At 31.7% G+C, this 12,226-nt stretch carries 13 protein-coding genes; 7 read left to right on the forward strand and 6 right to left on the reverse strand.

Going from position 1 to position 12,226, the window contains the following annotated elements; all coding sequences use genetic code 11:
* The first annotated feature begins 50 nt into the window (after positions 1-50).
* The 3 genes from BLR17_RS12520 to BLR17_RS12530 all read left to right on the forward strand — a co-directional run bounded on the left by BLR17_RS12520 (position 51) and on the right by BLR17_RS12530 (position 2,469).
* A complete protein-coding gene (locus BLR17_RS12520) occupies positions 51-866 on the forward strand; it encodes a 2,3,4,5-tetrahydropyridine-2,6-dicarboxylate N-succinyltransferase (protein WP_066330166.1) in 816 nt (271 codons plus the stop codon).
* Between the two features lies 1 nt (position 867).
* Positions 868-1,536: a hypothetical protein gene (locus BLR17_RS12525; protein ID WP_066330167.1), complete on the forward strand. Its 669-nt coding sequence runs from the start codon at positions 868-870 to the stop codon at positions 1,534-1,536.
* Positions 1,537-1,650: 114 nt separating this feature from the next.
* Positions 1,651-2,469: a glycosyltransferase gene (locus BLR17_RS12530; protein ID WP_066330168.1), complete on the forward strand. Its 819-nt coding sequence runs from the start codon at positions 1,651-1,653 to the stop codon at positions 2,467-2,469.
* A gap of 4 nt (positions 2,470-2,473) precedes the next feature.
* On the opposite strand, the gene BLR17_RS12535 is transcribed toward BLR17_RS12530, so the two are convergent.
* The 4 genes from BLR17_RS12535 to BLR17_RS12550 all read right to left on the reverse strand — a co-directional run bounded on the left by BLR17_RS12535 (position 2,474) and on the right by BLR17_RS12550 (position 6,128).
* Positions 2,474-3,199 carry a DUF1919 domain-containing protein gene (locus tag BLR17_RS12535; RefSeq protein ID WP_066330169.1) on the reverse strand — a complete coding sequence of 242 codons (726 nt, stop codon included), beginning with the start codon at positions 3,197-3,199 and terminating at the stop codon, positions 2,474-2,476.
* Positions 3,200-3,216: 17 nt separating this feature from the next.
* Positions 3,217-4,032: a glycosyltransferase family 2 protein gene (locus BLR17_RS12540; protein ID WP_066330170.1), complete on the reverse strand. Its 816-nt coding sequence runs from the start codon at positions 4,030-4,032 to the stop codon at positions 3,217-3,219.
* A gap of 100 nt (positions 4,033-4,132) precedes the next feature.
* A complete protein-coding gene (locus BLR17_RS12545) occupies positions 4,133-5,236 on the reverse strand; it encodes a glycosyltransferase family 4 protein (RefSeq protein WP_066330171.1) in 1,104 nt (367 codons plus the stop codon).
* Between the two features lie 124 nt (positions 5,237-5,360).
* Positions 5,361-6,128: a lipopolysaccharide kinase InaA family protein gene (locus BLR17_RS12550; RefSeq protein WP_066330173.1), complete on the reverse strand. Its 768-nt coding sequence runs from the start codon at positions 6,126-6,128 to the stop codon at positions 5,361-5,363.
* A gap of 184 nt (positions 6,129-6,312) precedes the next feature.
* Between BLR17_RS12550 and BLR17_RS12555 the strand changes: the two genes are divergently transcribed.
* The 4 genes from BLR17_RS12555 (at position 6,313) to BLR17_RS12570 (ending at position 10,291) form a co-directional block, all read left to right on the forward strand.
* Positions 6,313-6,882: an L-threonylcarbamoyladenylate synthase gene (locus tag BLR17_RS12555; protein WP_066330175.1), complete on the forward strand. Its 570-nt coding sequence runs from the start codon at positions 6,313-6,315 to the stop codon at positions 6,880-6,882.
* A gap of 101 nt (positions 6,883-6,983) precedes the next feature.
* A complete protein-coding gene (locus BLR17_RS12560) occupies positions 6,984-8,402 on the forward strand; it encodes a CCA tRNA nucleotidyltransferase (protein WP_066330176.1) in 1,419 nt (472 codons plus the stop codon).
* 25 nt (positions 8,403-8,427) lie between these two features.
* Positions 8,428-9,450: a COX15/CtaA family protein gene (locus BLR17_RS12565; RefSeq protein ID WP_066330177.1), complete on the forward strand. Its 1,023-nt coding sequence runs from the start codon at positions 8,428-8,430 to the stop codon at positions 9,448-9,450.
* Positions 9,451-9,511: 61 nt separating this feature from the next.
* Entirely contained in the window at positions 9,512-10,291 is a 780-nt protein-coding gene (locus BLR17_RS12570; RefSeq protein ID WP_066330178.1) for a CDP-alcohol phosphatidyltransferase family protein, read from the forward strand.
* A gap of 42 nt (positions 10,292-10,333) precedes the next feature.
* Here the strand turns inward: BLR17_RS12570 and BLR17_RS12575 are convergent, their stop codons facing one another.
* The gene (locus BLR17_RS12575) at positions 10,334-10,939 is read right to left on the reverse strand and encodes a thioredoxin family protein (RefSeq protein WP_066330180.1); all 606 of its coding nucleotides are present in this window, start codon (positions 10,937-10,939) and stop codon (positions 10,334-10,336) included.
* Positions 10,940-10,951: 12 nt separating this feature from the next.
* Positions 10,952-11,428 carry a TlpA family protein disulfide reductase gene (locus BLR17_RS12580; protein ID WP_066330230.1) on the reverse strand — a complete coding sequence of 159 codons (477 nt, stop codon included), beginning with the start codon at positions 11,426-11,428 and terminating at the stop codon, positions 10,952-10,954.
* Positions 11,429-12,226 lie beyond the last annotated feature (798 nt).

Raw genomic sequence — 12,226 nt, forward strand, 5'->3', positions numbered from 1 at the left:
ACTTTCTGTTTTTGCATTAAAAACATATATTTGCCAAAAATTAATTAACGATGAATAATTTACAAACAATTATAGAACAAGCCTGGGAAAACAGAGCTTTGTTGCAGGAAGAAACAACAACTAACGCGATTAGAGAAGTTATTGAATTATTAGACTCAGGAAAATTACGTGTTGCTGAACCAAAAGGTGACGGATGGCAGGTAAACGAATGGGTTAAGAAAGCGGTAGTGATGTACTTCCCTATTCAAAAAATGGAAACCTGGGAAGCTGGAGTTTTTGAATACCATGATAAAATGGAATTGAAAAAAGACTATGCTGAAAAAGGTGTTCGTGTAGTTCCTGGAGCTTCTGCTCGTTATGGTTCATTTATTTCAAGCGGTGTTATCATGATGCCAAGTTATGTAAACATTGGTGCTTATGTTGATGCTGGTACAATGGTTGATACTTGGGCAACTGTAGGTAGTTGTGCTCAAATTGGTAAAGACGTTCACTTGAGTGGTGGTGTTGGTATTGGTGGTGTTTTAGAACCATTACAAGCTGCACCTGTAATCATTGAAGACGGTGCTTTCATAGGTTCTCGTTGTATTGTAGTAGAAGGAGTTCACGTAGGAAAAGAAGCTGTTCTTGGAGCTAACGTATGTTTGACTGCTTCAACTAAAATTATCGATATCACAGGTGAAGAACCAGTTGAAATGAAAGGATTCGTTCCTGCCCGTTCAGTAGTAATCCCTGGAAGTTATACTAAAAAATTCGCTGCCGGTGAATACCAAGTGCCTTGTGCGCTAATCATTGGTACTCGTAAACCTTCTACTGACTTGAAAACGTCATTAAACAATGCGTTAAGAGAGTACGACGTAGCGGTGTAATATGACTGAAGTTAAAAATGTTTTATGGACTGGAGGTTGGGATTCCACGTTTAGAATTATCCAACTTTATAATCGTGGAATCTGCCTTCAACCCATTTATGTTATCGATAAAAACAGACCTTCCACAACAAAGGAAATCGAAACCATTGAAATGCTTTCTGCTAAAATTGAAGAAAAATTTTCAAATTCAAAAGGTAAAATTTTACCTTTAAAATTAATAAAGAGAGAAAACATTCCTTTTAATCTCTATTTAAAAATAGTCTTCAAAATAATTAAAAAACAACGTAAAATTGCTAAACAATATTATTGGCTGGCCTGCTTATCAAAAAAATACAACCATTTAGAAGAAGGTTTTCACAGAGCAGACCGTGTACAAATAATCAATTTTGAAGATCTTATAGAAATCAAAGATGAAACACAACATCCGAATTGGATTGTAAATCCAAAGAAAACAGATTTCTTTAGAAGGCAAATTTTTAAAAATATTAGATTTCCACTGGCTAATATTTCAAAAGTTGACATGAAAAAGTATGCCGAAGAAAATGGTTTCATCGATATAATGAACCAAACTTGGTTTTGTCATGGCTCAACCACAAAACCCTGCCAAAAATGTATCCCCTGTAAACAGTATATAACCGACAATATGGGATACAGACTAAATATGTCATGATAAAAAAATATATTCCTGCTCATCTCAAATATTATTTCGAAAAAGATATTTAAAGGAAATACACATATATTCATTATAAAAGCACAATAATTGAAGATTTAACAATCTATATTTATGAAACTAAAAGAAATACCATTATCATTATTTTCAGAGTTATATCTTAAATCATTAAACTCAAATAAATTAAAGAATGTAAAATCGAATCATTCAGATATTATTGTATCTTTTACTACTATACCTTCAAGACTTAAAAAAGTACATATAACCGTAAGAAGTATTTTAAATCAGAAACTACAACCCAAGAAAATCATATTGTGGTTAAATGAATCTGATAAAAAATATGTCCCTGAAAGTTTACTAAAGCTTGAAGGCTCAATTTTCAATATTAAATATGTAACACTAAATTGCCCACATATCAAATTAGTTTACGCACTTGAACAGTTTCCTGAAGAATGCATTGTTACTTGTGACGATGATTTTATCTACGATAGAAATTGGTTAAAACGTCTATCGGAAGAACATCTAAAACATCCAAATAATATTATTGCTCTCAAAGTAAGACAAATTCAATTTGACAATAATAAAAAATTACTTCCTTACAAATCCTGGAACTTATCAGACATCAAAAAAAACAAAACGGTTTTAGCTATTGGTTCTGAAGGTGTTTTATACCCGCCAAAAGCTTTTCTTCCTATAGCTATTGACAGTGAATTATTCCTAAAACTAACTCCTAAAGCAGATGATTTGTGGTTTAAAGCTATGGCGATTTTAAATAATACCGAAATTACTTTGGCTCAAAACCCTCCAAAAGAACCTATTCCTGTTTTTGGGACTCAGGAAATATCTTTAAAGAAAGCCAATGTTGGACAAAATCAAAATGTCAAACAAATGGAAAATCTTATTGAACATTTCAAACTTAACCTACACGAATAAATATCTAGTAGACAAATCTTGTTCTTTTTATTTCTTTATTATTAATCCAGTTTTCAAAGTCAAAATACAAAGAAGAAATTTTAAACAACTTAGTTCCTCCAGGAACCTGAATTTGATCTCTTTTAAAAGCTTCAAAAAGCGCAACATGCTTTAAAGGACTCAAATTGTTAATTGTTTTTGCTCCAAACGAAAGTTTGTTTTTAAAAGGTAATTTATGAAATTCCTGAATTATCTTATTGTCAACACGTTCGCGGTCACTAATAACAAAATAAAAATTATCAAAGTCAAAATTTTTCAACATTCGATTTCTTCTGCGATACCATTTTTCCGAGGCTTCCTCTTCACTTGTATAATGTGAAAAATGCAACTCTATATCACCTAATTTCGCTACAGGATAAGTCTTTTCTCTATCCTCATAAATTGATTGCTGAATAAAAACTAAATCTTTTCTTATATACGTTTTAAAATTTTGAAGTAATTTTAAGTAGCAAGGGCCGTATAAAAACATTCCAACGAAAGGTGTATTATAAGGAAGTCCAAAACTTTTATAAACTTGCCCGCCAAAACAATTATTTGCTATTATAACAAAATCAGTATTCTTTAATGAAGTAACATTAGTATTTTTAATTTGTTTATTTATTTTTCGCCTCAAAAAAAACTCAAAGTGCAAACAAACTGCTTTGATTTTGATATAAGAAAAATGAACAACAGCATATTTTAACAATATCATTCGACTAACTAAATCAATTAAATATTAGAATCAATTCCTATTGGTGTTCTTACAACTTTATTTTTACGTGTATTTTCTCTGATAGCATAATTTTTCTTCCAGGTCTCTTCATTTACATATCCTCTTTTATGGTCTAAATGTACACAAATAGCACTGTAGCGAATTTGTTTAGATTTCAATCCGTAGTTAAACAATCTCTCGCCTAACTCACGGTCTTGCCCTCCATATTGCATTTCCTGATTAAATCCATTTATAGCCACTAAATCTTTTTTCCATCCGGATGCATTATGTCCGTTCCAAGTTGCTTTTGTTGGAGTAATCCAATTAAGAAAAACAGCCATCTTTCCAGTGGCAGTAAACTTATTATTTTTACAACTGTCTTTTAACCCATGTAATTTTAACCAGTTAAGATCAAAACAACGTTGCTCCTGAATATCTTCTTTCGAAATTAATTCAGAAATATCCATAGGTAATTTAAAATAGCCTCCTGACAAAAAACACCCTTCTTCCCGATAATTCAAATGAACCTCAACAAAATCTCTTCTCGGAATACAGTCTCCATCTGTAAAGATCAAATAGTCGGAATTAGAAGCCACAATTGCCTTGTTTAAAATTTGTGACTTTTGAAAGCCATTATCTTCATGCCAAACATGAACAATAGGAATTGAAATTTCTTTACGTAATTTATCTAACAATTCTTTTGTTGCAGGTCTTGAACCATCATCAGCGATAATAATTTCAAAATCCTTTTCTGTTTGAACACTAAAACCTATAAGTACTTTTTCTAACCAGGCTTCGGCATTATAAGTACTCATTATTACTGATGCTTTCATCTATTTATTTTTATTAAGACAAAGGTAAGGATAAATTTATTTTTTAAAAATACAGCTGTTAAACCACAAACAATCCATCATCACACAGCTATAAAAACCACTAAATCAGCAAGCTGCTTTTCAGCTCATTAATCATTTTTTCTGCAATGACTTCTTTAGTCGATGTTTCTAGAAAAAACTGATATGCATTTTTAGCTAACTGAACTTGTTTATCACTGTTTTCCAACAGATTTATTACTTTTTCAGCAAAATCATCAGGATTCCCTGCTTCAGCTAACAATCCCGTAACCCCGTCCTGAACAACAGTTGGAATTCCGCCCGCATTTGCCGCTACAACAGGAACTTTGCAAACATAGCTTTCTAAAATTACACCACCTGTTGCTTCATTACTTGAAGTAAAAAGAAAAATATCAAATTCAGGCAAACAATTGGGAATATCATTTCTAAAACCGGTTAAAATAACATGTTTATCTAATCCTGATTTACCAATCATGTTTCTTATTTCCTTTTCCAAAGGACCGTCGCCAATTAAAACATATTTGGCTTTAACTCCTTTATCGACAAGAATTTTTATTGCTTTTATCCAGGTTGGAATATCTTTAACAGGATCAAGAGCCCCTATATTACCAATTATCTTATAATCTGAAGGAATATTATATTCTTTATGAAGTTGTCCGTCTTTTTTAATTTTTCCGAACTTTTTCACATCAACTACACTGCCTACAATACTTAATTTTAACTGATCATCAATAGAATCTTTTAAAACATCTACTACAGTTTGAGAAACACAAATAATTTTTTTTACTCCTCTGTAATTATATTTCCACTTTTTTAAGAAATTAGTATCTATAGGCTTTATTCTCGTTCTGCAAACTACTAATGAGGTTTTCATTCTAAAAAGTAAAGAAGCTATAACTGAAATCGTATGAGCTTTGCTGCTATGTATAAAAATTACATCTGATTTAAATTTATCCGATATTTTTTTCAATTTAAAAGCAACTCTTAAATCGAATTCCGAATCAAAATCCAATCCTACAACATTAAAGCCTTTGGATTTTGCGACCTCATAAATTTTGGACTTTTTTCTGCATACAATGCATTGTTCTTCAACATATCCAAAATCTCTAAATGCCTCATATAGATAGACTATTTTTTGCTCATGCCCTCTCCAACCATCTGAGACCGTAAATTGTATTAACCTCATATGGCATCTTTTTAAAATTATTCAGTTGCAAATAACATAATAAAAAGCATGAAAAGCAAATAAAATCTTACTTACATATTCTTATAGAATCAAAAAAAAGTATCAAATTCCAATTTAAAAAAACTTAAGATTTCCAAAACTTCAATTGTTTCTTAAATCGTTTTTTTCTTTCAAATCCTTCTCTAAAACTTCTGGTTTCGTACCACATTTTATCAAATATCTCACGCGGACTTTTTGACGAATACAATTTAGCATATTCATCACTCATAATAACAACCATCTCTTCTTTTGGTGTGAGTCGGCTTAAATTTTTCATTCGCTGCTCAAAATCCATAGAGGAATGAAAATTCATTCGATTCAAATCAACCAAATAAAACCTATATTGCCCTTCTTCCGCTTTATTTATCAATGTATTTCCGGGAGAATGATCTAAAAATTCAATTCCTTTTTCATGTAAACCAAAAGAAAAACGGGTAAACTGACGTAAAATATTCTCATAATCGGGATAATCCGGAATAGTTATCAATTCTCTGTAAGTCAAATCAACACTTAGATGTTCACTTACATAATAACTATCTTTTAATCCTAACCAATTTGAATTTTCAAAAAAAGCCACCGGTTGTGGGGTTCCTATTCCATTCTCCAGCAGTCTAACCGCATATTCATAAGACCTCCTGGCTTTAGATTTTCTAAAATACCTGTAAACAATTCGATTAACAATATGCGGAACTTTAAACGACTTGATATTAATCGTTTTATCATCTAATTCAAAAAGCTTGATTGTATTTCGCTTACCATCACCAAAAAGAACTCCTGAAGTTTTAAAATTTTCAATCATTCGCATCAAATTCGGAGCGAATTTTAGAAAATGAGAATCAATCTTTATAATCATTCCTAATTAAATTTTTAGAGAAACAAATATAGACATTGCATACAACTATTCCTATCACTAAAACAGAACTCATAATAATAGCTTTTGATGTAAAAAAACTCAAACTACAAAACTGCTATAATTTTCAAAATTATTATTTGTTACTTTGTACTTTGAATTTACGACTACTCAACTCTGAATACAAATGGAAAATCTTAACGAAGAAGTACACAAAGCATTCGAAATCATTAAAGAAGGAGGTATTATCCTTTACCCTACCGATACAGTTTGGGGAATTGGATGTGATGCAACGAATCCTGAAGCAATAGCGAAGATTTACAAATTAAAACAACGAGAGGAAACAAAGAGCATGATTGTTTTAGTAAACGGCGAAAGAATGATTTACAATGTTTTCAAAGAAATTCCTGAAGTAGCCTGGCAAATCATTGATTTATCTGAGAAACCAACTACTTTAATATTAGATCAACCTAGAAATGTAGCCAAAAATATAATTGCTACAGACGATACTCTGGCTGTTCGATTAGTAAAAGAACCTTTTTGCTATAAATTATTAGAACGAATGAAAAAACCATTAGTATCTACTTCGGCAAATATCTCAGGTGCAACTACACCTAAATCCTTCAAAGAAATCAGTCCCGAAATTATAAAAGGTGTAGACTATGTTGTAAATTTGCATCGCGAAAAAATTTGCCAGAATCCGTCAACTATCATTAAGTTAACTAATGATTCTCAGGTAAAGATTATAAGAAAATAAATTTTCTACTATTTGTTGTTTTCGACAAAGGAAAAATCCCATCAAGAAATTCAAACTATGTGATTTCTCCTTCGCCGAAATGGCAAAACACAAAAAAATAAATGAACTACAAAGAATCCTTACATCATCCTATTTTCAAAATTATTTCTCAAGCTGCTCAGGAACTTAATATTGACAGCTACGTTATAGGTGGTTTTGTAAGAGACCTGATCTTAGGACGTGATTTTAAGAAAGACATCGACATTGTCGCTGTGGGAAGCGGAATAGAATTAGCGCTAAAAGTTTCTGAATTACTTCCCAAAAAACCAAAAGTTCAGGTATTTAAAAACTACGGAACAGCAATGCTTCGCTTTGAAGATACCGAAATTGAATTTGTTGGAGCCAGAAAAGAATCCTATACCCGTAATAGCCGCAATCCAATTGTAGAAAACGGGACTTTAGAAGACGACCAAAACAGAAGAGATTTTACCATCAATGCTTTGGCTTTATCATTAAACGAATCGAATTTTGGTGATTTATCAGATCCATTTAACGGATTGAGGGACATGGAAAATAAAATTCTTAAAACCCCTTTAAATCCAGACATCACCTATTCTGATGACCCGTTGCGTATGATGCGTGCCATTCGTTTTGCTACCCAATTGAATTTTGACATCGAAGAACATTCACTTCAGGCTATTTCAAAAAATGCAGAACGCATTAAAATCATTTCCGGAGAGCGAATTGTAGACGAATTAAACAAAATTTTAGCTACAGACAAGCCTTCTATTGGTTTTTTACACTTATACAAAACAGGACTTTTAGACATTTTAATCCCTGAATTAACCGCTTTAAATCAGGTAGAAGAAATTGAAGGACAAACCCATAAAAACAATTTTTACCATACTCTCGAAGTGGTAGATAACATCTGCCCTAATACTGATGATGTTTGGTTACGATGGGCAGCATTGTTGCACGATATTGGTAAAGCACCAACGAAACGTTTCAATAAAAAACAAGGATGGACCTTTCATGGACACGAATTTTTAGGCGGAAAAATGGTCAAAAAACTATTTGAACGCCTGCATATGCCTTTGAACCAAAAAATGAAATTTGTTCAAAAAATGGTTATCATGAGTTCGCGACCAATTGTACTTTCTCAAGATATTGTAACTGATTCAGCTGTGCGACGATTGGTTTTTGATGCCGGAGAAGATGTCGAAAACCTTATGATTCTTTGTGAGGCCGATATCACTACTAAAAACCCTGCAAAGTTCAAAAAATACCATAAAAACTTCCAAATAGTACGTAAAAAAATAGTCGAAGTGGAAGAGAAAGATTCCATCCGTAACTTTCAGCCTCCTATTTCCGGGGAACAAATCATGGAAATCTTTAATTTAAAACCATCGAGAGAGATAGGTATTTTAAAAGAAGCAGTAAAAGAAGCCATTTTAGAAGGAGAAATAGCAAATGAATATGAGGCAGCTTACCAATTTGTTTTAAAACGTGCCGAAAAACTAGGTTTACAAAAAGTAAAATAAGTTCCAAAATAATACCGAACATAAAATGAAAAAAGAAAATAAAGCCGTTATTATCTGGCTCCTTTCAGGATGTTTATTAATATTTTTAATGGTTGTTGTAGGTGGAATCACCAGACTGACTAACTCCGGTCTATCCATGACCGACTGGCATCTTATCACAGATACCCTTCCTCCTCTTACAGAAGCCAAGTGGCAGGAAGCTTTCGAACAATACAAGAAATTTCCCGAATACCAAAAAATCAATATTCACAATGATTTTCAACTTTCTGACTACAAATTCATTTATTTCTGGGAATGGTTTCACCGCTTTATTGGTCGAGCCATTGGAATGGTTTTCATTATTCCTTTCATCTATTTTTTAATTAGAAAAAGACTTGACAACGCAACTATAAAAAAATGCCTTATCCTTTTAGGATTAGGAGGTTTACAAGGGTTCTTTGGATGGTTTATGGTAAAAAGCGGATTAATCGACAATCCGGATGTAAGTCATTTCAGACTGGCGCTACACCTGACCACCGCTTTTATCACCTTTGCTTATACTTTTTGGGTAGCCTTAGATTTAATTTATCCCGTAAAAAGAAATTTTGAAAAAACACTGCGCAGCATTGCCCGATATGCGTTATTCTTTTTGTTATTACAAATTATCTACGGAGGATTTGTTGCAGGCTTAAATGCAGGTTTAATACACAATCACTGGCCCTTAATGAGTGACGGACAATTCATTCACGATAGTGTATTCCTGGAACAAGACAGTCTTTTATTAAGTTTTACCGAAGGCAAAAGCGGCGTACAATTTATTCACAGGACTCTAGCCTATGTCGTTGTAGCTTTAATACTCTTTTTATATTTTAAAAGCAGAAAATTCAATTTAGATTATAATCAGAAAAAAGGAATCCAAACATTGGTTTTCCTTGTCTTTGTTCAATTTGCTCTGGGTGTTTTTACACTGCTTTATGGAGTTCCGTTATGGTTGGGACTAATTCACCAGGTTAATGCTTTTTTCCTGCTTTCAGCAATGACATACAGCCTGCACCGATTGTCTAAGTAGTATTTTTTGACTATATTTACTATAGACTATATTGTCGCATTCCCTTATTTCATTTATATAAATGTCTAAACTGGCTGCAAAGGACAAATTTCTTGATTTCTCTGATTATGGAAGAACAGCAGGAACGCAAATTGCCAATACACTAAAAAACACGCGATTTACCCCTATACATCTCACGTTGCTTTTTGGAATAATTGGACTTATAGCTATATATTGTATCCTCAACAATTATCATTATTGGGCCTGCATATTAATTATATTAAAATCAATTATTGACGCTGCAGATGGCGAATTAGCCCGAATTAAAAAAACACCTTCCTATACAGGGAGATATTTAGACAGCTTGTTTGATTTCATCCTCAATTTTTTATTCCTGACAGCCATTTGTACAATTTCCAACAGCAGTTTTAAAGCCACACTACTGGCATTCTTCTGTATCCAATTACAAGGAACTTTATACAACTATTACTATGTAATCTTAAGATCTAAGTGTAGCGGAGCCGACAAAACAAGTCAAATTTTCGAAAACAAAACTCCAAAAGCTTTAGCAGGCGAAAGTCAAAAATGGGTTTCCATTTTATTCAAAACTTACAAAATAGTCTATGGTGGTTTTGACAAAATCATCCAAAAACTAGACAATTCGGCTCCAAAATTAAAGACATTTCCACACTGGTTCATGACTTTAGTTTCCCTATACGGCTTAGGATTTCAGCTGTTACTAATTTGTTTAATGCTACTATTAAAATGGACTGAATTTATCATTCCTTTCTTCATTGGTTATTCATTATTAATCCCCATTTTGATTAGTATTAGAAAAATATACATAAAAGAAAAAGAGTAAGCTAAAAGCCTACTCTTTTCTATTCATTAAAAATTTACAATTCTATTTTTTACTCTTAATACTACATCCAATTGCTTTTGTCATTTCAGGGGAAGGATTTTTTCCATTTTCTAAAGCTGCAATAGCATTTTCAAGGTATTTTACCTTTACTTCGGCTGCACTATCCACATTATCATCAATCGCTCCAATATATTTCACCACTCGGTTTTTATCCAACAAAAACACATGAGGCGTCTTAGTTGCTCCGTACTGCGGATATATCTTTTGTCCTTCATCTAACAAATAAGGAAATACAAATCCTTTCTCTTTAGCTCTTTGTTGCATTAATTCATAACTATCATCAGGTTCCACCTCGGGATCATTCGGATTAATTGCTAACAAGATATAACCTTGGGATTTATAATTTTTAGCCAAATCATTAATACGGTCTTCGTATTTTTTAGCAAAGGGACAATGATTACACGTAAACACTACTATAAAACCTTTTGCTTTCTTATAATACGACATACTATACATTTTCCCATCAACTGATTTCAATTTAAAATCAGTAGCAACATCACCTATTTTATATGGTGTTGGCGCAATCGAAGTAAAAGCCGCAGTAACGATAAAAGCAACAAATAATAATAAAACTGAAATTTTTTTCATAATTTAAAATTGTTAGTTAATAATTGAATTGACATATTGATTTAATTCTTCGTAGTCCGAAAACATCTTTTCAACAAATTTTTTTTTCCTTTTACTGATTACTAAAGTGGCAGGAATAGATCCCGACCAATCTTTATCCACCACAGAAAGCCATGTATTATAATCCTTATCGGTGAGTAAAACTACTTCCGATTTGATATTATTTTCTTTTAAAAAAGGAAGCAGTTTTGTCTCATATTGATTCTTAAAATCCAAACTTATCAATACTACTTTTAGGTTTTTATTCGCTGAATTGAGTTGTTCAAAATAGGGCAATTCTTTCACACAAGGAAGGCACCAGGTAGCCCAAAAATTCACCACATAAGTTGTATTCTCATCACTCAAAACTGCCTTTTCCAAATCAGAATAAGAATCAAAAACAGCTACTTTTTGAGCTTGAATTTGCACCGAAAAAAGAAACACAACCATTAAGCAAACATAATATTTCATAACCATTATTTTGAATTCTGAAGCTAACGAATTTACAATCTTTAAATCATTTTCTTACTTCCCTTAACAAAAAATTATTAGTAGCAATCACTAAAAAAACTTCAAAAGTCATTTCCAAAAACACATTTAAAAAAGAGAAAAAACATCATTTTCAACCTTCTAAAATCACACCAAAAAACACCCGATTTCAGTCTCAAAAAAATGAACGCAAAAAACAGACAATAAAAATCTCATCAAAAAGATTTTGGAAAAAGTCTTTTTCAATGAGTCAACCATCTCAAAAAAAACAACTTTAATATCACAAAAAAAACAATTAAAAACTAAAAACATAAAATACAATTAAAAAAATGTAAATTAAATTTTATCATTATTTTTACAAAATCAAAAAAATAGCAAAACCAACATGTTTTCATTCAAAAAACACTAAAAATCCCAAAAAAACACCTAAAAAATAACCATAGAAATAATCTATAACAATATATTAAAATATTTATTTCCAGTAATTTAAATATGACAATTTAAACCTTAGAATTAAATATAAAATTTCAATTCAGATTCTTTTAAAAAACAATATAAAAAACCCTATTTCTAAAAAACACAAAGAAAAACAACTCATAAAAGTGATTTTACCTAAATAATTACTTTAACTAAAAACACTTCAAAAAAGAAGCCTTAAACAAGACACTTCACCACTTAAAAACTCCCCTGTCAGACATCTTTTTTGTTTAAAAAAAAAGCAAAACCAGGAACCTATACCAACACCTCTACCCATTCCTTTTTACATTTTTTTTGTTTAAA

Source organism: Flavobacterium glycines (genome assembly GCF_900100165.1).
Taxonomy (GTDB): Bacteria; Bacteroidota; Bacteroidia; order Flavobacteriales; family Flavobacteriaceae; genus Flavobacterium; species Flavobacterium glycines.